The organism is Serratia sp. Ae19-1 (assembly GCF_059801225.1).
Map to the genome: position 1 here is coordinate 221,942 of NZ_JBCHWD010000005.1, position 19,242 is coordinate 241,183.

General features: G+C 60.0%; 14 protein-coding genes and 1 riboswitch. Of the genes, 8 read left to right on the plus strand and 6 right to left on the minus strand.

The window, feature by feature from the left end; all coding sequences use genetic code 11:
* Positions 1–2: 2 nt before the first annotated feature.
* The 3 genes from ilvI to leuO form a co-directional block, all read right to left on the minus strand.
* Complete coding sequence (gene ilvI / locus AAIE04_RS16275) at positions 3–1,721, minus strand: acetolactate synthase 3 large subunit (RefSeq protein WP_025159636.1); 1,719 nt, start codon at positions 1,719–1,721, stop codon at positions 3–5.
* 316 nt (positions 1,722–2,037) lie between these two features.
* Positions 2,038–3,846, minus strand: a complete 1,809-nt coding sequence (locus tag AAIE04_RS16280; RefSeq protein ID WP_498577348.1) for an AMP-dependent synthetase/ligase — start codon at positions 3,844–3,846, stop codon at positions 2,038–2,040.
* Positions 3,847–4,311: 465 nt separating this feature from the next.
* Entirely contained in the window at positions 4,312–5,259 is a 948-nt protein-coding gene (gene leuO, locus AAIE04_RS16285) for a transcriptional regulator LeuO (protein WP_154747112.1), read from the minus strand.
* Positions 5,260–6,131: 872 nt separating this feature from the next.
* On the opposite strand from leuO, the gene leuA reads away from it, so the two are divergent.
* Genes leuA through leuD form a run of 4 tightly spaced genes read left to right on the plus strand, consistent with a single transcriptional unit; the run spans position 6,132 to position 10,814 of the window.
* Complete coding sequence (gene leuA / locus AAIE04_RS16290; RefSeq protein WP_004932820.1) at positions 6,132–7,706, plus strand: 2-isopropylmalate synthase; 1,575 nt, start codon at positions 6,132–6,134, stop codon at positions 7,704–7,706.
* Positions 7,707–7,708: 2 nt separating this feature from the next.
* Positions 7,709–8,800, plus strand: coding sequence for a 3-isopropylmalate dehydrogenase (gene leuB / locus AAIE04_RS16295; protein ID WP_440528785.1), 1,092 nt, complete (start codon positions 7,709–7,711; stop codon positions 8,798–8,800).
* A 1-nt stretch (position 8,801) separates the two neighbouring features.
* The gene (gene leuC, locus AAIE04_RS16300) at positions 8,802–10,202 is read left to right on the plus strand and encodes a 3-isopropylmalate dehydratase large subunit (RefSeq protein WP_044029698.1); all 1,401 of its coding nucleotides are present in this window, start codon (positions 8,802–8,804) and stop codon (positions 10,200–10,202) included.
* Positions 10,203–10,211: 9 nt separating this feature from the next.
* Positions 10,212–10,814, plus strand: coding sequence for a 3-isopropylmalate dehydratase small subunit (gene leuD / locus AAIE04_RS16305; RefSeq protein ID WP_025159634.1), 603 nt, complete (start codon positions 10,212–10,214; stop codon positions 10,812–10,814).
* A 37-nt stretch (positions 10,815–10,851) separates the two neighbouring features.
* On the opposite strand, the gene AAIE04_RS16310 is transcribed toward leuD, so the two are convergent.
* From AAIE04_RS16310 to sgrT, 3 genes are all read right to left on the minus strand, one after another.
* Positions 10,852–12,324, minus strand: a complete 1,473-nt coding sequence (locus tag AAIE04_RS16310) for a DASS family sodium-coupled anion symporter (protein ID WP_498577349.1) — start codon at positions 12,322–12,324, stop codon at positions 10,852–10,854.
* A 144-nt stretch (positions 12,325–12,468) separates the two neighbouring features.
* Entirely contained in the window at positions 12,469–13,665 is a 1,197-nt protein-coding gene (locus tag AAIE04_RS16315) for a sugar efflux transporter (RefSeq protein ID WP_019455055.1), read from the minus strand.
* Positions 13,666–13,818: 153 nt separating this feature from the next.
* The gene (gene sgrT, locus AAIE04_RS16320) at positions 13,819–13,995 is read right to left on the minus strand and encodes a glucose uptake inhibitor SgrT (RefSeq protein WP_019455054.1); all 177 of its coding nucleotides are present in this window, start codon (positions 13,993–13,995) and stop codon (positions 13,819–13,821) included.
* Positions 13,996–14,082: 87 nt separating this feature from the next.
* Between sgrT and sgrR the strand changes: the two genes are divergently transcribed.
* From sgrR to thiQ, 4 genes are all read left to right on the plus strand, one after another.
* Positions 14,083–15,744, plus strand: coding sequence for an HTH-type transcriptional regulator SgrR (gene sgrR, locus AAIE04_RS16325; protein WP_063918150.1), 1,662 nt, complete (start codon positions 14,083–14,085; stop codon positions 15,742–15,744).
* Positions 15,745–15,781: 37 nt separating this feature from the next.
* Positions 15,782–15,900, plus strand: a riboswitch (TPP riboswitch).
* Positions 15,901–15,957: 57 nt separating this feature from the next.
* Positions 15,958–16,944 carry a thiamine ABC transporter substrate binding subunit gene (thiB, locus tag AAIE04_RS16330; protein ID WP_197667720.1) on the plus strand — a complete coding sequence of 329 codons (987 nt, stop codon included), beginning with the start codon at positions 15,958–15,960 and terminating at the stop codon, positions 16,942–16,944.
* The gene (thiP, locus tag AAIE04_RS16335; RefSeq protein WP_498577350.1) at positions 16,920–18,527 is read left to right on the plus strand and encodes a thiamine/thiamine pyrophosphate ABC transporter permease ThiP; all 1,608 of its coding nucleotides are present in this window, start codon (positions 16,920–16,922) and stop codon (positions 18,525–18,527) included. Before thiB ends, thiP begins: the two co-directional genes overlap by 25 nt.
* The gene (gene thiQ, locus AAIE04_RS16340) at positions 18,514–19,218 is read left to right on the plus strand and encodes a thiamine ABC transporter ATP-binding protein ThiQ (protein WP_063918147.1); all 705 of its coding nucleotides are present in this window, start codon (positions 18,514–18,516) and stop codon (positions 19,216–19,218) included. The genes thiP and thiQ overlap by 14 nt, the downstream gene beginning before the upstream one ends.
* The last annotated feature ends 24 nt before the right edge of the window (positions 19,219–19,242 follow it).

Sequence of the window (19,242 nt, forward strand, 5' to 3'; positions counted from 1 at the left end):
GATCAGGTCCTCTCCGTTTTGCTAAGCCACATTTCGTCCATGCTTCCGCCGCGGATCTGCATCGGGTAAACATGTTCGGTTTCATCGACGGTCACGTCGACGAACACCAGCCGCTCTTTTTCCGCCAGCGCCTGCGCCAGCTTGCTTTCCAGCTCATCCGGCGTGCGAATGGCGATGCCGACATGGCCATAGGCCTCGGCCAGCTTGACGAAGTCCGGCAGCGAATCCATGTAAGACTGCGAGTGGCGGCCGGAATAAATCATGTCCTGCCACTGCTTCACCATGCCCAGATAACGGTTGTTGAGGTTCACCACCACCACCGGCAGGTTATATTGCAGCGCGGTGGACAGCTCCTGAATGTTCATCTGGATGCTGCCGTCGCCGGTAACGCACACCACGGTTTCCTCCGGCAGCGCCAGCTTGACGCCCAATGCCGCCGGCAGGCCGAAGCCCATGGTGCCGAGGCCGCCGGAGTTGATCCAACGGCGCGGTTTATCGAACGGATAATAAAGCGCGGCGAACATCTGGTGCTGCCCCACGTCCGAGGTCACATAGGCGTCGCCTTTGGTCAGACGATGCAGGGTTTCGATCACCGCCTGCGGCTTGATGGTGCCGCTGTTTTTGTCGTACCCCAAACAGTCGCGGGCGCGCCACTGTTCGATAGACTGCCACCAGTCGCGCAGCGCATCGTGATCCTGCGCCTTGTCATCCTGTGCCAACAGCTCCAGCATCTGCACCAACACCTGTTTGGCGTCGCCAACGATCGGGATATCGGCATCCACCGTTTTGGAGATCGAGGTCGGATCGATATCGATATGCAGCACGGTGGCATCCGGGCAGTATTTGGCGAGATTATTGGTGGTGCGATCGTCGAAACGCACGCCGACGGCGAAGATCACATCGGCATGGTGCATGGTTTTATTGGCTTCATAGGTACCGTGCATGCCAAGCATGCCGATGCTCTGACGATGAGTGCCGGGGAAGGCCCCCAACCCCATCAGGCTGCTGGTCACCGGCAGATTCAATTGCTCCGCCAACGACAGCAGTTCGGCTTCGCAACCGGCGTTAATCGCGCCGCCGCCGACATACATCACCGGCTTTTTGGCCGCCAGAATGGTTTGCAACGCACGTTTGATCTGCCCGCGGTGGCCCTGCACCGTCGGGTTGTAGGAACGCATGCTCACGTCCTGCGGGTAGGCATAAGGCATCCGCACCGCCGGGCCGACGATGTCTTTCGGCAGATCGATCACCACCGGGCCGGGCCGGCCGCTGGAAGCCAGGTAAAATGCCTTCTTCAACACCGCCGGGATGTCTTCGGTGCGTTTCACCAGGAAGCTGTGTTTCACCACCGGCCGTGAAATGCCCACCATATCGCACTCCTGGAAGGCGTCGTAGCCAATCAGTGAGCTGGGCACCTGCCCTGACAGCACCACCATCGGGATAGAATCCATATAGGCGGTGGCGATGCCGGTAATGGCGTTGGTGGCACCCGGGCCGGACGTCACCAGCACCACGCCCACCTCGCCGGTGGCGCGCGCGTAGCCGTCGGCCATGTGCACCGCCCCTTGCTCGTGACGCACCAGAATATGATCGATTCCGCCGACCGTATGCAGGGCGTCGTAGATATCGAGCACCGCCCCGCCGGGGTAGCCGAATACATGTTTAACGCCCTGATCGATCAACGATCGGACGACCATCTCGGCTCCTGACAACATCTCCATGGGTTTGCCTCCAAGCTTGCTTATTCTTCTCTGGCGCTGGAACGTAGCGCCTGCTGCGGGGCAATGCCCCAAAATTTTTATGGGTTGTCGCTATCGAATTAACATAACGTCAGAATATGGGGCAGGCAAACGGCAAAATGGCTTAACCGCAGCGGGGTTATTGCCAAGCGGCTGGAGATCGCGGCTTTATAAAAACAATGCGCTAGCCCTGGGGTTGTCAGGCTAGGCATTGTTTCGAACAGAGGGGAAATTACAGAACTAAATCAGGCGAAGAATATGCCGATTTTTTCGCCGGGCTCGCGGCCTGGCATCGGCCTCAGGCCTGTTCCCGGTACATCGAGTCGATTTCGCTCTGATAGCGCTGCAGGATCACTTTGCGACGCAGCTTAAGCGTTGGCGTCAGCTCTCCCAGCTCCATGGAAAAGGCCGCCGGCAGCAAAGTGAACTTCTTCACCTGCTCGAAACGCGCCAGCTCCTTTTGCATCTCGCGCAGGCGCTTCTCGAACATCTCAAGGATCTCACCGTTGCGCAGCAGCTCCAGGCGATCCTGGTATTTCAGGTTGACTGACTTCGCGTACTCTTCCAGCGACTCAAAGCACGGTACAATCAGCGCGGAAACGAACTTGCGCGCATCGGCGATGATCGCCACCTGCTCGATAAAGCGATCTTGCGCCAGCGTGCCTTCCAGCATCTGCGGCGCGATATATTTGCCGCCGGAGGTTTTCATCAAATCCTTCAGGCGCTCGGTGATGAACAGGTTGCCCTCTTCATCGATCGCCCCGGCGTCGCCGGTTTTCAGCCAGCCGTCTTGGGTAAAGGTCGCGGCGGTTTCCAACGGCTTGTTGAAATAACCGCGCATCACGATCGGCCCGCGCACCTGGATTTCATTTTCCTCGCCGATGCGCACCTCAACCTCCGGCAGCGGCTTGCCGATAGAGCCGAAGCGAAAATGCCCCTCTTCCCAGCAAGACACGGTCGCACAGGTTTCGGTCATGCCGTAGCCGTACTTGATGTTGACGCCCATCGCCTGGAAAAACAGGATCACATTGTCATCCAACTTGGCACCCGCCGCCGGCAAGAAGCGCACCCGGCCGCCGAGAATGCCGCGCAGCTTGCTCAACACCAGCTTGTCGGCCCAGCGATGGGAGAGTTCGAACAGTTTGCCCAACGGTTTGCCGGCGCGCTCCTGCAGGAACTTGCGTTCGCCACAGACGATCGCCCAGTGGAACAGCGCGCGGCGCAGCCAAGGGGCGCGCACCACTTTCTCATGCACCGCGCTGAAAATCTTCTCGTAGAATCGCGGCACCGCACACATCAGCGTCGGGCGCACCTGGCCCATCGCTTCCCGCACCCAGTCGGTGTTCGGCAGGAAGACGTTCTGCGCGCCGGAATGCATGACAAAGAAACTCCAGGCTCGCTCGAATACGTGCGACAGCGGCAGGAAGCTGAGCGACACATCCTCTTCGCCGACCGTCAGTCGTTCATCATGCAGGTAGAGCTGCGCCGCCAGGTTGCGGTAGTCCAGCATGACCCCTTTCGGTTCGCCGGTGGTGCCCGAGGTATAGATCAGGGTAAAGAGATCCTGCAGGTCGCACTCTTCAATGCGCTGCTGACGTTGAGCGGTAAAAGCCGCCGGATCGACAGCGCGCTCGAAGGCGCTCAGGTGTTGTGCGATCTCGCAGCCGCGCAGATCGGCGCCCTCGTCGAACACGATGATATGACTCAGCTGCGGGCAGACGCCACGCAGTGCGATGGCGGCGTCCAGCTGCGCCTGCTCGCCGACGAACAGGATGCGGATGTCGGCGTCATTGATGACGAACGCCGCCTGCGCCGGCGTATTGGTGGAATAGAGCGGTACGCTGACGCCGCGCAGATGCAGGATCGCGAGATCGGCCAGCGACCAGGCCATGGTGTTGTTGGCGAAAATGCCGATGCGCTCTTGCACTTCGGCCCCCAGGGCCAGCAGCCCAGCGGCAATGCGATCAATACGGGCAGCGGCCTCTCCCCAGGTCAGTTGAAGCTCACCGTTGGGCGACCATTGGCGAAACGCTGTGCGATCCGCGCGGTGGGTAATTTGATGCTGTATACGATGGATCAAATGGTATTGCAGCAGATTATTGATCATAGTGCTCTAAGCCTGAAATGAATCAAACAGTTAAGCCAGAACGACGCCTTGCGGTTCTCATCTCAGCTTACACGTGTTTACTTTTTTCTGCGCAGTCTACCTACTCTCAGGCAGGGGGAAAAGCGATTTCAGCGTAGAAGTGTGAGCTAAAACACAGGCTAACTTCGTCGCTTTCATCGCCAGGACAAAACGGCGGGGAAAAGAGGGAGTGATGGCGATAAAATGCGGCCCATTCGGACCGCCGCATCAGATTAGTTTAAAATTCCAGTCGGAAAGACAAAATCAGAATATAAATTTATATTAATTATTTTTGGCAAACGAACCAACTCACCCTGAAAATAAGTTATTTAATCGCCGTAAAACCAAGAAACATCTTAATAAAAACACAGATAGTTCTTAGTTTTCATCATGAGAAAAATCGCTCGGTTAAATATTATCTTTATATAATCCCGGTTTTTTATCGCGTTACTTTTGGCTTCCCGCCTCAATCAGAACAGATTTCATCCACTGGTGCCCTTTATCCCGTTCGGAAGATTCATGCCAGGAAAGATAGCAAGTGGCTTTATTGTCATTGCCGCATAAAGGAACCGCCTTTATTTTCAACGTTTCCGTCTGTTGCCGCACCAACCAGGCGGGCGCAATCGCCACCATGTCCGTTTGCGACACCATATTCAGTACGCTATAGAGATCGGTGCACTGTTGCGTCACGGCGCGCAGCATCGGCTCCTCGGAATAAAAAGGTTTACTGAACGATCCAAAACTTTCCAGGGAAACCGCGGCATGCTGTTCGGCCAACATGAGTTCCGACGTCGTCTCTTCTCCCATTCTCGGGTGCGCCTGCGCGGCCACCAGCACTAATTCGTCGTCGAACATCGCCAGGCTGCGGAACTCCGCCGATTCGAAACGGCTGTAACCAATGACAAATTCAACATCCTGATAGCGTAATTGGTGCTCAATATTATTGTTAATATATGACTTTACTTGCAGATTAAGCTGCGGCGCGATCTGTTTGACGTGATTGATTATCCCGGCCCCCAGACGCAAATCGAGCGGACTGCACAAAGACAGCGAGAACGCCCGCGTGCTGGTCAACGGCTCAAACTCTGCACCCGGCAGCTCATTCTGCACCAGCTGCAGGGCTTGCCGCACCGGGCCAAACAGCTGCCTGGCCCGCATGGTGGGCTGGATCCCGCGCCCGCAGCGCACGAACAGCTCGTCGTTGAACATCACCTTCAGGCGCGCCACCGCGTTGCTCACCGCCGGCTGCGACATGCCTAACGAATTAGCGGCTCGCGTAATATTTTGCATTTGCATTACGGCGTCAAACACCGTCAGCAAATTAAGATCGACACTGCGCAAATGGATGTCCGCCGGCTCTTTGACCATGGCGATTTCTGAATCATATTCAGCCATATTTCACTCCACTAAATCCTGTGTAGATAATCTAATCCTTATGCTCGACAAACAATGAAACTCCGCATTGTCTTATCTTTGCACGAAAAATCCTGCCATTACCGCCATCAGCCGATAAAAAACCTCGTGTTACCGACACGATATAAGTCGTATATGGAATGCATGTCAGCAGCTTCTACCGCCAGAGGAAGAATGCTACCTGGGTGGTACTAATAATTAGGTATCAACAATGATTAATACAATTAAACAACGTAACCGTGCCGTGTGAGACAAACTATAAAAACACATCGCAAGCCATCAAACCATCTAAAAACATCGCTCACTTTGTGTGAAATCGCATTATTTTGTTATATTAAGACCAAAACAATCAATTAATCATATGAATTCAACGCAAACCATTTGTATTAAAAATGTTATTTTGTTGCCCTCCGTGATTAACCCCGCTTATTTTTTCATCATGAATTTTAACTCAACGAAATCCAGAAGCAATTAGCGCAGTATATATTCGATTCGTTTATGCTAAGCAACGCGCAAACTGCCCTTCGTTTTTTCTCTGGCGTACCGCTTTTTTGCCGAAGGATCCTCTGCCCGGCCGATTAACCGACGCATTGTCCCCGCATTCAATCAGGTGTTGACATCGCCAGACCAATCACGTATCAAATTAGGCAGACACCCAATTTAAGAGAAGCTGAACCATTATGATCCGTACTCACCGTCTACTAGGCCTACTACTCAACGCATCTTGCTTGCGCGGTATGCCTGTGGACGACGTTCGGAGCTGACTCAGCCGATCACCCATAAGAAACCCGCGCTACTGCGCGGGTTTTTTTTTGCCCGCTTAGCGTGAAATCAACACGATAAGGAATGCACCGATGAGCCAACAAGTCATTATTTTCGATACCACGCTGCGTGATGGCGAGCAGGCGCTGCAGGCCAGCCTGAGCGTAAAAGAGAAGATTCAGATTGCGCTGGCGCTGGAAAGAATGGGCGTAGACGTGATGGAAGTCGGCTTCCCGGTCTCTTCACCGGGCGACTTCGAATCGGTGCAAACCATCGCTCGCCAAATCAAAAACAGTCGTGTCTGCGGCCTGGCCCGCTGCGTGGACAAAGACATCGACGTGGCCGCCGAAGCGCTGCGCGTCGCCGAAGCTTTCCGTATCCACGTGTTCCTGGCGACCTCAACCCTGCACATCGAATCGAAGCTGAAACGCTCATTCGACGAAGTGCTGGAGATGGCGGTGCGCTCGGTAAAACGCGCCCGCAACTACACCGACGACGTGGAATTCTCCTGTGAAGACGCCGGTCGCACGCCGATCGACAATCTGTGTCGCGTGGTTGAAGCCGCCATCAACGCCGGCGCCACCACCATCAATATCCCGGACACCGTCGGTTACACCACCCCGAACCAGTTCGGCGGCATCATCACTACCCTGTATGACCGCGTGCCGAACATCGACAAAGCCATCATCTCCGTGCACTGTCACGACGATTTGGGCATGGCGGTCGGCAACTCCATCGCCGCAGTGCAGGCCGGTGCCCGCCAGGTGGAAGGCACCCTGAACGGCATTGGTGAACGCGCCGGCAACTGTTCGCTGGAAGAAGTGATCATGGCGATTAAAGTGCGCCAGGACATCATGAATGTGCACACCAACATCAATCACCAGGAAATTTTCCGCACCAGTCAGATCGTCAGCCAGCTGTGCAACATGCCGATCCCGGCCAACAAGGCGATCGTCGGCTCCAACGCCTTCGCCCACTCCTCCGGCATTCACCAGGACGGCGTGCTGAAGAATCGCGAAAACTACGAAATCATGACCCCGCAGTCGATCGGCCTGAAGGATGTGCAGTTGAACCTGACCTCCCGCTCCGGCCGCGCGGCGGTGAAGCACCGCATGGAAGAGATGGGCTACCAGGAGCAGGATTACAACCTGGATACCCTGTACGCCGCCTTCCTGAAGCTGGCCGACAAAAAGGGCCAGGTGTTCGACTACGATCTGGAGGCCTTGGCCTTCATCAACAAACAGCAGGAAGAGCCGGAGCACTTCAGCCTGGGCTACTTCAGCGTGCAGTCCGGCAGCAGCATCATGGCCACCGCCTCGGTGAAACTGATCTGCGGCGGCGAAGAGAAAGCCGAAGCCGCCACCGGCAACGGCCCGGTCGATGCGGTCTATCAGGCGATCAATCGCATCACCGATTACCCGATCGAGCTGGTGAAGTACCAGTTGACCGCCAAAGGCCATGGCCGCGATGCGCTGGGCCAGGTGGATATCGTGGTCTCTTACAATGGCCGCCGCTTCCACGGCGTGGGGTTGGCGACCGACATCGTCGAATCCTCCGCCAAGGCGATGGTGCACGTGTTGAACAATATTTGGCGCTCACAGCAGGTAGAAAAAGAAAAGCAGCGCCTGCAGCAAAACAAACATCAAAATAATCAGGAAACGGTGTGAACATGACGAAGACTTATCACATTGCCGTCTTGCCCGGAGACGGTATCGGCCCGGAAGTAATGGCTCAGGCGCGCAAAGTGTTGGACGCAGTGCGTCAACGCTTTGACATTCGCATCACCACCGCCGAGTACGACGTCGGCGGTATCGCCATCGATCGCCACGGCAACCCGTTACCGGCGGCGACCGTCGCCGGCTGCGAGCAGGCCGACGCCATCCTGTTCGGCTCGGTGGGCGGCCCGAAATGGGAACATCTGCCGCCGGCCGAGCAACCGGAACGCGGCGCGCTGTTGCCGCTGCGCAAACACTTCAAACTGTTCAGCAACCTGCGCCCGGCGCGCCTGTATCAAGGGCTGGAGGCGTTCTGTCCGCTGCGCGCCGACATCGCCGCCCGCGGCTTCGACATTCTGTGCGTGCGCGAATTGACCGGCGGCATCTACTTCGGCCAGCCGAAGGGCCGTGAAGGCCAGGGCATGCAGGAGCGCGCCTTCGACACCGAGGTGTACCACCGTTTCGAGATTGAGCGCATCGCGCGCATCGCCTTCGAATCCGCCCGCAAGCGCCGCCACAAGGTGACGTCGATCGATAAGGCCAACGTGCTGCAAAGCTCCATCCTGTGGCGTGAAGTGGTCAATCAGGTCGCCAAGGATTACCCGGACGTGTCGCTGTCGCACATGTATATCGACAACGCCACCATGCAGCTGATCAAAGATCCGTCCCAGTTCGACGTGCTGCTGTGCTCCAACCTGTTCGGCGACATCCTGTCCGACGAATGCGCGATGATCACCGGCTCGATGGGCATGCTGCCATCCGCCAGCCTGAACGAACAAGGTTTCGGCCTGTACGAACCGGCGGGCGGTTCCGCGCCGGATATTGCAGGCAAAGGCATCGCCAACCCGATTGCGCAAATCCTGTCCGCCACCCTGCTGCTGCGTTACAGCCTGGGCGCCGATGAAGCGGCCGACGCCGTAGAACGCGCCATCAACCAGGCGTTGGAACAGGGCTACCGCACCGCCGATCTGGCCGGTGACGGCAAAGCCGTCAGCACCGATGAAATGGGCGACATCATCGCTCGCTTTGTAGCTCAGGGGGCATAACATGGCCAAGACCTTATACCAGAAGCTGTACGACGCCCACGTGGTGCACGAAGCGCCGAACGAAACGCCGTTGCTGTATATCGACCGGCACCTGGTGCACGAAGTCACGTCGCCGCAGGCGTTCGACGGCCTGCGCGCCATGGGCCGCAAGGTACGCCAGCCCGGCAAAACCTTCGCCACCATGGATCACAACGTGTCGACCCAGACCAAAGACATCAACGCCAGCGGCGAAATGGCGCGTATCCAGATGCAGGAGCTGATCAAGAACTGCGCGGAATTCGGCGTTTCGCTGTATGACCTGAACCACCCGTTCCAGGGCATCGTGCACGTGATTGGGCCTGAACAAGGCATGACGCTGCCGGGCATGACCATCGTCTGCGGCGACTCGCACACCGCCACCCACGGCGCTTTCGGCTCTCTGGCGTTCGGCATCGGCACCTCGGAAGTGGAGCATGTGCTGGCGACCCAGACCCTGAAGCAGGGCCGCGCCAAAACCATGAAGATTGAAGTGACCGGCGACGCCGCCGAGGGCATTACCGCCAAAGACATCGTGCTGGCGGTGATCGGCAAAACCGGCAGCGCCGGCGGCACCGGCCACGTGGTGGAATTCTGCGGCAAGGCGATCGAAGCGTTGAGCATGGAAGGCCGCATGACCCTGTGCAACATGGCGATCGAAATGGGCGCCAAAGCCGGATTGGTGGCGCCGGACGACACCACCTTCGCCTACCTGAAGGGGCGCCAGTTTGCGCCAACCGGCGAAAACTGGGAGCAGGCGGTCGCTTACTGGCGTACGCTGAAGTCCGACGCCGACGCCCAATTCGATACCGTAGTGACGCTGCACGCCGAAGAGATCGCGCCGCAGGTCACCTGGGGCACCAACCCCGGCCAGGTGATCGCCGTCAATCAGGCGATCCCGGCGCCGGAATCGTTCAGCGATCCGGTCGAGCGCGCCTCCGCCGAGAAAGCGTTGGCCTACATGGATTTGAAACCGGGCATCAAATTGACCGAGGTGCCGATCGACAAAGTGTTCATCGGCTCCTGCACCAACTCACGCATCGAAGATCTGCGCGCGGCGGCGGCTATCGCCAAGGGGCGCAAGGTCGCCAGCGGCGTGCAGGCTATCGTAGTGCCTGGCTCCGGCCCGGTGAAGGCCCAGGCGGAAGCCGAAGGGTTGGACAAAATCTTTATCGAAGCCGGTTTCGAATGGCGTTTGCCGGGTTGCTCGATGTGCCTGGCGATGAACAACGACCGCCTGAATCCGGGCGAGCGCTGCGCATCCACCAGCAACCGTAACTTCGAAGGGCGTCAGGGCCGCGGTGGGCGCACCCACCTGGTCAGCCCGGCGATGGCCGCCGCGGCCGCCGTCGCCGGTCACTTCGCCGACATCCGTGATATTCACTAAGGGGCTAACGTGGCTAAATTTACTCAACATACCGGCTTAGTGGTGCCTTTGGATGCGGCCAACGTCGACACCGACGCCATTATTCCCAAGCAGTTTTTACAGAAGGTCACCCGCACCGGTTTCGGCCAGCACCTGTTCAACGACTGGCGCTTCCTCGACGACGCCGGCCAGCAACCGAACCCGGAGTTCGTGCTGAACAAACCGCGCTATAAAGGCGCCAGCATCCTGTTGGCGCGCGAAAACTTCGGCTGCGGCTCCTCGCGCGAACACGCCCCCTGGGCGCTGACCGATTACGGGTTCAAAGTGGTGATCGCGCCGAGCTTCGCCGATATCTTCTACGGCAACTCGTTCAACAACCAGCTGTTGCCGGTGACGCTGAGCGAGCAGCAGGTGGACGAGCTGTTCAAACTGGTGGACGCCAACGAGGGAACAGAGTTCGTGGTGGATCTGGAGAACCAGACGGTCAACGCCGGCGGCAAAAGCTATCCGTTCGAAATAGACAGCTTCCGCCGCCACTGCATGATCAACGGACTGGACAGCATCGGCCTGACGCTGCAGCACGAAGCGGACATCTCCCGCTACGAAGCGCAGCAGCCGGCATTTCTGAACTGATCCCTTTCACCCGCCGCCCGGCGGGTGAATTTTTTCCTCACCAGTAGCCCAGCAGCTTCCACCATGCCCCGCCGATCAGCATCCAGATCAGCAGGTTAACCACGCTCATCACCCATCCCGCTTTCCACCACTCCCCCAGCGTCACATAGCCGGAGCCGAAGATGATCGGCGCGGTGCCGGTGCCGTAATGGGTCAGCGACATCATCAGCGAAGAAGAGAACGCCAGGATCAGGCCCAGCAACGCCGGCGGCGCCCCGAGCGCGATGCCGGCGGCGAAGAAGGCGGCGAACATCGCCGTCACGTGCGCGGTGGTGCTGGCGAAGAAATAGTGAGAATACAAATAGATAATGGTCAGCAAGATCGTGCCGCCCACCCAACTCATGCCCATACGGTCGATGCCGTTGCCCACGGTTTGCGACAGCCAGCCTATTAGCCCCAGCTTGCCGAGGAAACTGGCCATCATCACCAGCGCCGAGAACCACACCACGGTATCCCAGGCGCCTTTATGTTTCAGCACGTCTTCCCAGCTCAGCACCCCGCTGGCCAGCAGCACCGCCAGGCCGATCAGCGCCGCCGTGGTGGGATTAACCGCCAACGCCGGGCCGAAGATCATCGCCGGGATGCCGGCCCATAGCACCAGCAGCAGCGCGAACACCCCGAGGGTGATTTTTTCCGGCAGCGTCACCGGCCCCAGCGCCTGCAGTTTTTCGCGCGCGAAGCGCGGCGCGTCCGGCGTACTTTTCACCTCGGGCGGATACAGCAGGTAAATAACCAGCGGCATCACGATCAGCGAACACAGCCCCGGCACCAGGGCGGCGACCGCCCACATCGACCAGGACAGCTCGAAGTTGCCGTGGGTGCCCTTGGCGATCAGGCTGACGATCAGTGGGTTAGGCGCCGTGGCGGTGATAAACATCGCCGAGGTGACCGGGTTGATGTTGTAGTTCACCAGCGACAGATAGCGGCCAATCTTGCCGGAGGTATTAAGTTCGGGTTTAGAGCCGAAGCTGTCGGCGATCGACTTCATGATCGGGTGAATGATGCCGCCGCCGCGCGCGGTATTGCTCGGCGTCACCGGCGCCAGCGTGGTTTCCGCCAGCGTCAGCGCGTAGGCGATGCCCAGCGTTTTCTTGCCGAACAGCGAGATGAAATAGTAGCCGATGCGCGCGCCCAGTCCGGTTTTGTTCAGGCTGAGGGAGATCATGATCGAAAAGCCGATCAGCCAAATCAGCTGGTTGGAGAAGCCGCTGAGGGCGTCGTCCAGCGCCGCGCCCGGCTTGCCGGGGTTGGTGACGCCGGTCACCGCCACCAGAGCGATGGCGATCACCGAGACCGCACCGATCGGCATCGCCTTGCCTATGATGGCGATGATGGTACCGATAAACAGCGCCAGCAGCTGCCAGGCGTTGGGCGCAACGCCTTCGGGGACGGGAATGAGGAACCAGATGATCAGCGTGGCGGCGAGCGCGCACAGGGAAGGAAGCGGTTTGAGCGGTGTGAGTTTATCCATAACGTTCCCACTGTTCTAAACAACGAGGCGGCGTCTCAATAGCGAGACGGGCGTGGACGCAACAATCGCGCTCCATATGCCTTCAGCTTGGGCGTCCGGTTTAGCATTCTCAATGACTTGCATCAAGAATGCCGCCGTTTGACCTCACACTTCACGCACTTTGGCGCTCATCCAGAGCGCCGCCAGCGCCAGCAGCGCCGCCAGCCAGTACACCGAGTAGTGACCGAGGTTCTCCACCAGTGCGCCCTGCAGCACCCCGGCCAGGATCACCCCGGTGGAGATGCTGTTGGTGAACAGCGTGGTGGCGACGCCCGGTCGGCCCGGCATCAAATCTTGAAAATAGAGCATGCCGATACCGGCGACAATGCCGATAAACACCGCGTTGAGCAGCTGCAGAGCGAGCAGCGCCGGCTTGGTCGCCAACATCGTCAGCCCAAGGTAGAACAGCACGCCCGCCGTCACCGCCAACAGCATCATATTGCGTTTGCCGAAGCGCTTGACGTAGTAACCGGCCAGCAGCATCGCCGGGATTTCCAACCCGGCGGCGGTGCCCATCAACACGCCGGCCAGCCCTTCCGGCAGCCCGAGATCGGCGGTGATATACAGCGGCATGTCGATGATGTACAGGGTGTTGCAGGTCCACATCAGCATCGAAGCGATGAACAGCAGCCGCACGTCGCGATTGCGCCAGGCGCCGGCGGGCGCGATCGGCGCAGAGGCACCGCCATGCAGCTCATTGCGCTCCGCCGCGCGCGGCACCGATGGCAACGTGAACCACACCAGCAGCGCGCAAATCACGAAGGTGGCGGCGGCGATCAGAAACATCACGGTGAACCCATAATTCAGCGCCAACGCAAACGACAGCGGCGGGCCAATCACCCACGCCAGCGAAAGCTGGGCACGCATGACCGAACTGAACATCGCCACTTCACGCGCCTCGCTGTCGGCGTATTCACGCGCCAACGCGAAAATCTGCGGCATGCCGGTGTTGGCGATCGCCGACAGCAACACCCCGGCGGTGATCAGCGTCAGATAATCGCGATTGAAAGCGAACAACAGACAGTTGCCGACCGCCATCAGGCAGCACAGCAGGATCAATCGGCGTCGATCGCCGCGGGTGTCGGAGCGCTTGGCCAGCAGGAAGCTGACCAGGATGCCGGCTACCGCATTGGCGGTATAAAACAGCCCGACCCACAACGGCCGCACTTTCACCTCGGTGGTCAGAAACAGGCTGAGCGTCGGCGTCAGCAACGCGCCGGCGATGCCGGAAAGAAAAGCGATCAGCAGGAATGCGGCAAAGATGGGGTTGATGCGCAGTGTCAGCCGGCTCAGGCGTTGCATATCGTCTTCCCTGACCTCAAAACGAAAGTGAAACCTTAGGCCACGGCGAGAAAAATGCAAGCGCATCGCCCTGACCACGCATAAAAAAACCAGTGGGTCGCCCCACTGGCTGGTGAAACAGCACCATTACTCAGAAACTTGTCGCCGCAGCCCCTACAGGTGCTCGCGGTACTGCTTGTCGGTCATCTCTTTGATGTCCCATTGCGTCAGGTGCGCCAGCATCGCCAGCCGCGCCTGTTCGGGCACCACGCTCAGCCAGTCGGCATGCTGACGGCGCACCGCGCGGAAATAGCGCTGATAGAACTGTTTGGATAAGAAAGCTTTCATCATTACGCCCTCCCCTTTCATTGATGAAAATTATCGGCGTAATATAGGGAAAGAAAAATTGACGACTTGAGGCGGGAGTGTTCCTCTTTTATGTCCACGTCCAGATTGCAGCAGCAGTTCATCCGTCTGTGGCAGCGCTGCCACGGTGAAACCACCGACACCACGCTGCAGGCGCTGGCGGAGGCGCTCAGCTGCTCGCGGCGGCATGTGCGCTCCCTGCTGAGTGCCATGCAACGGGAGGGTTGGCTCACCTGGCAGGCGGAATCGGGGCGCGGCAAGCGTTCGCGGCTCACCTTCCATTACACCGGCCTGGCGCTGCAGCAACAGCGGGCCGAGGAGCTGCTGGAACAGGATCGCATCGATCAGTTGGTGCAACTGGTAGGCGACAAAGACGTGGTACGCCAGATGCTGCTGTCGCAGCTGGGGCGCAGCTTCCGCCAGGGGAAACACATCCTGCGGGTGCTCTACTACCGGCAGCTGTACAACCTGCTGCCCGGCTCGGCGCTGCGGCGTTCGGAGACCCATTTGGCGCGCCAGATCTTCAACGGCCTGACGCGCATAAATGAGGAAAACGGGGAACTGGAGTCCGACCTGTCCCACCATTGGCAAATGCTGACGCCGCTGCACTGGCGGTTTTACCTGCGCCCGGCGATCCATTTTCATCACGGCCGCGAGCTGGAGATGGCGGACGTCATCAGTTCGCTTTCGCGTCTGACCTCGCAACCGCTGTTCTCGCATATTGAAAGCGTCACCTCGCCGACGCCGTTCGTTGTCGACGTGCATCTGCGCAGCGCCGATCACTGGCTGCCCTGGCTATTAGGCAGCGTACACGCCATGATCCTGCCGCGCGAATGGCGCGAGCTGCCGGACTTCGCCCGCCATCCGATCGGCACCGGCCCATACCGCGTGGTGCGCAATCTCCCCAGCCAGATGAAGATCCACGCCTTCGACGACTATTTCGGCTACCGGGCGCTGATCGATGAGGTGAATATCTGGGTGCTGCCGGAATTCTCCGAAGAGCTGGTGCACTCAGGCGTACAGCTGCAGGGCGATGAAACCGCCAACAATGAACTGGAAAGCCGGCTGGAAGAGGGCTGTTATTTCCTGCTGTTCGATCGGCGCTCCCCATTGGCGGCCGATCCCGCCATTCGCAGCTGGCTGTGCGAATTGATCAATCCCATTTCGCTGCTGAGCCACGCCGGGCCGCTCTATCAGCGCTACTGGTCGCCGGCGTACGGCCTGCTGCCGCGCTGGCACCACAACCGCGCGCTGGCGCAGCAGCCCAAGCCGCCGGGTCTGACCGAACTGACGATGACCCACTTCAATGAGCATTCGGAGTTTCACGCCATCCGTCAGGCGATCGAGCCGCTGCTGGCGCAGCACGGCATCCGCCTGATCGTGCAAAGCGTGGACTACGCCACCTGGCACCAGGGGGACGCGCGCAGCGATCTGTGGCTCGGCAGCGCCAACTTCTATCTGCCGCTGGAGTTTTCGCTGTTCGCCACACTGTATGAACTGCCGCTGATGCAGCACTGCATGAACGAGGATCTGGCGCAGGACGCCGCGCTGTGGCGAGCCAACCGCCTGCCGCTGGCGGAGTTTTGCCAACGTCTGGTCAGCGATCATCAACTGCATCCGCTGTTCCACCACTGGCTGCAGCTGCACGGCCAGCGCAGCATGCGCGGCGTGCGGATGAACACCCTCGGCTGGTTCGACTTCAAGTCCGCCTGGTTTGCCCCGCCGGAGGCATAAGCGCCTTTCGTCAAGGCCGGTTAATCTTTACAATAGCGCCGTCTCAACGGGGTGCGGAAATTCACTGCGTATCACACGCCCGATTTTCCGCTGAGAGCACACCCGTCGAACCTGATCCGGTCAATACCGGCGGAGGGATTTGAGCCCAGCGAACCGGCGACGCCGCCTCGCCCCCTCAGATGCCCTTGCCCCCTTATTTCTCAGGAGTGCAACGTGGTCAAAAAATATCTGCCCTGCTTATTGCTGCTGTGCGCCGCGCCGGTGTTCGCCAAGCCAACGCTGACGGTTTACACCTACGATTCCTTCGCCGCCGACTGGGGCCCTGGCCCGGCGGTGAAGAAAGCCTTCGAGGCCGAGTGCGACTGTGAACTGAAGTTCGTCGCGCTGGAGGACGGCGTTTCGCTGCTGAACCGCCTGCGCATGGAAGGCAAGAACAGCGCCGCCGACGTGGTGCTGGGGTTGGACAACAACCTGCTGCAGGCGGCGCAGCAAACCGGCCTGTTCGCGCCGAGCGGCGTCGACAGCGCCAAACTGACGGTGCCGGGCGGCTGGCAGGACGCGACCTTCGTGCCTTACGACTACGGGTACTTCGCCTTCGTCTACAACAAAGAAAAACTGAAGAACCCGCCAAAAAGCCTGCAGGAGCTGGTCAGCAGCGATCGCAACTGGAAAGTGATCTACGAAGATCCGCGCACCAGCACGCCGGGCCTCGGCCTGCTGCTGTGGATGCAGAAAGTGTATGGCGACAAGGCGCCGGCCGCCTGGCAGCAGTTGGCGAAGAAGACCGTCACCGTCACCAAAGGCTGGAGTGAAGCCTACGGCCTGTTCCTGAAAGGCGAAGGCGATCTGGTGCTCAGCTACACCACCTCTCCCGCCTATCACCTGATCGCAGAGAAAAAAGACCTCTACGCCGCCGCCATGTTCAGCGAAGGCCACTACCTGCAGGTGGAAGTGGCCGGCAAGCTGAAGGCCGCCAAACAGCCCGAACTGGCGGAACGTTTCATGCAGTTCATGGTGACGCCGGCATTCCAGAACACCATCCCGACCGGCAACTGGATGTACCCGGTGATCAACACTCCGCTGCCCGTCGGCTTTGAACAGATGAACGTACCGCATACCGCGCTGCAGTACAGCGCCGAAGAGGTGGCCACACAACGCGGCGGCTGGATCCGGGCATGGCAAACCGCCGTCAGCCGCTGATCCCCCGCTGGCTCTGGCCGGGGCTGCTGGCCGCCGGCGTGATCCTGCTGGTCGCCGCGCTGGCGATGGGTTCGCTGTGGCGTCACGCGCCGGACAGCGACTGGCGCAGCCTGTCGCAGGACAGCTATCTGTGGCACGTGGTGCGTTTCACCTTCTGGCAGGCGCTGCTATCGGCGCTGATCTCGGTGCTGCCCGCCATCCCGCTGGCGCGCGCGCTCTATCGCCGCCGTTTCCCTGGCCGGCAACTGCTGCTGCGGCTGTGCGCCATGACGCTGGTACTGCCGGTGTTGGTGGCGGTGTTCGGCCTGCTCAGCGTCTATGGGCGCCAGGGCTGGCTGGCGACGCTGTGCGGTTGGCTGGGCGTGGAGTATGGCTTCTCGCCTTACGGCCTGCAGGGCATTCTGCTGGCGCACCTGTTCTTTAACCTGCCGCTGGCGACCCGCCTGTTGCTGCAGGCGCTGGAGAATATTCCGGTGGAACAGCGCCAATTGGCCGCCCAACTGGGCATGAGCGGCTGGCAGCAGTTCCGCTTCGTCGAATGGCCGGCGCTGCGCCGCCAAATCCTGCCGAGCGGCGCGCTGATCTTCATGTTGTGCTTCGCCAGCTTCGCCACCGTGCTGTCGCTGGGCGGCGGGCCGCAGGCCACCACCATCGAACTGGCGATCTACCAGGCGCTGAGTTACGACTACGATCTGGGACGCGCCGCCATGCTGGCGCTGATCCAGCTGGGCTGTTGTCTCGGGCTGGTGTTGATCAGTCAGCGCCTGAGCCAGGCATTGCCGGTGGGGCATACCCACGCCCAGCGCTGGCGCAATCCGGAAGACAGCCTGTGGCGACGCATCGGCGATTCCCTGCTGATCGCCGCCGCGCTGTTGCTGTTGCTGCCGCCCTTGCTGGCGGTGATCGCCGATGGCGCCAACCAGGCTATCCTCAGCGTACTACGCCAGCCGGTGCTGTGGCAGGCCCTGTTCACGTCGCTGCGCATCGCCCTCGGCGCCGGGCTGCTGTGCGTGGCGCTCACCCTGATGCTGCTGTGGAGCAGCCGCGAGTTGAAGCTGCGGCAGCAGCTGCGCGGCGGCCAGGCGCTGGAGCTGAGCGGCATGGTGATCCTGGCGATGCCGGGCATCGTGCTGGCCACCGGCTTTTTCCTGCTGCTGAGCGATACCATCGGGTTGCCGCAGTCGCCCTATGCGCTGGTGATCCTCACCAATGCGCTGATGGCGGTGCCCTATGCGCTCAAGGTGTTGGAGAATCCGATGCGCGACCTCGCCGAACGTTACAACCCGCTGTGCCTATCGCTGGATATCCGCGGCTGGCAACGGCTGCGGCTGATTGAGCTGCGCGCCTTACGCCGCCCGCTGGCGCAGGCGCTGGCCTTCGCCTGCGTGCTGTCGATCGGCGATTTCGGCGTGGTCGCCTTGTTTGGCAACGAGCATTTCCGTACCCTGCCTTTTTATCTGTATCAGCAGATTGGCGCCTACCGCAGCCATGACGGCGCGGTGACCGCGCTGCTGTTGCTGCTGTTATGCTTCCTGCTGTTTACCCTGATCGAACGCTTACCGGGCCGCCATGCTGACGCTTGAAAAACTGACCTATCTGTATGACCACCTGCCGATGCGCTTTGACCTGCGCATCCAGCCGGGCGAGCGCGTCGCGGTGCTCGGCCCCAGCGGCGCCGGCAAAAGCACCTTGCTGAGCCTGATCGCCGGTTTTCTGCCGGCGGCCAGCGGCCGGCTGCTGCTGAACGGTGAGGATCACACCGCCACGCCGCCGGCCAAGCGGCCGGTGTCGATGCTGTTTCAGGAAAACAATCTGTTCGCGCACCTGACGGTGGCGCAGAACATCGGATTGGGGTTGGATCCCGGCCTGCGCTTGAACGCGCAGCAGCGCCAACAGCGGGCGCAAATCGCCCGGCAAGTCGGCCTGGAAGAGCATCTGGAACGCCTGCCGTCGCAACTTTCGGGCGGTCAGCGTCAGCGCGCCGCGCTGGCGCGCTGTTTGATTCGCCAGCGGCCGATCCTGCTGCTCGACGAACCCTTCTCGGCGCTCGACCCGGCGCTGCGCAACGAGATGCTGCAACTGCTGCGGACGGTGTGCGAACAGCGCAACCTGACGCTGCTGATGGTATCGCACAACCTCGACGACGCCGCGCGCATCGCGCCGCGCACGCTGCTGGTGGTCGACGGCCGCATCTACTACGACGGCCCGACGCAGGCCCTGCTGGACGGCAGCGCGCCCGAAGCGCGCGTGCTGGGCATTTCGGGCAAAGCGTGATCTGACGCGCGTTTTTTATGCTGC

Coding starts and splice junctions, on each gene's coding strand:
- thiP (WP_498577350.1), top strand. CDS start 16,920: ATGGCAAACCGCCGTCAGCCGCTGATCCCCCGCTGGCTCTGGCCGGGG.
- leuC (WP_044029698.1), top strand. CDS start 8,802: ATGGCCAAGACCTTATACCAGAAGCTGTACGACGCCCACGTGGTGCAC.
- AAIE04_RS16280 (WP_498577348.1), bottom strand. CDS start 3,846: ATGATCAATAATCTGCTGCAATACCATTTGATCCATCGTATACAGCAT.
- leuA (WP_004932820.1), top strand. CDS start 6,132: ATGAGCCAACAAGTCATTATTTTCGATACCACGCTGCGTGATGGCGAG.
- sgrT (WP_019455054.1), bottom strand. CDS start 13,995: ATGATGAAAGCTTTCTTATCCAAACAGTTCTATCAGCGCTATTTCCGC.
- ilvI (WP_025159636.1), bottom strand. CDS start 1,721: ATGGAGATGTTGTCAGGAGCCGAGATGGTCGTCCGATCGTTGATCGAT.
- leuO (WP_154747112.1), bottom strand. CDS start 5,259: ATGGCTGAATATGATTCAGAAATCGCCATGGTCAAAGAGCCGGCGGAC.
- sgrR (WP_063918150.1), top strand. CDS start 14,083: ATGTCCACGTCCAGATTGCAGCAGCAGTTCATCCGTCTGTGGCAGCGC.
- leuB (WP_440528785.1), top strand. CDS start 7,709: ATGACGAAGACTTATCACATTGCCGTCTTGCCCGGAGACGGTATCGGC.
- AAIE04_RS16310 (WP_498577349.1), bottom strand. CDS start 12,324: ATGGATAAACTCACACCGCTCAAACCGCTTCCTTCCCTGTGCGCGCTC.
- AAIE04_RS16315 (WP_019455055.1), bottom strand. CDS start 13,665: ATGCAACGCCTGAGCCGGCTGACACTGCGCATCAACCCCATCTTTGCC.
- thiQ (WP_063918147.1), top strand. CDS start 18,514: ATGCTGACGCTTGAAAAACTGACCTATCTGTATGACCACCTGCCGATG.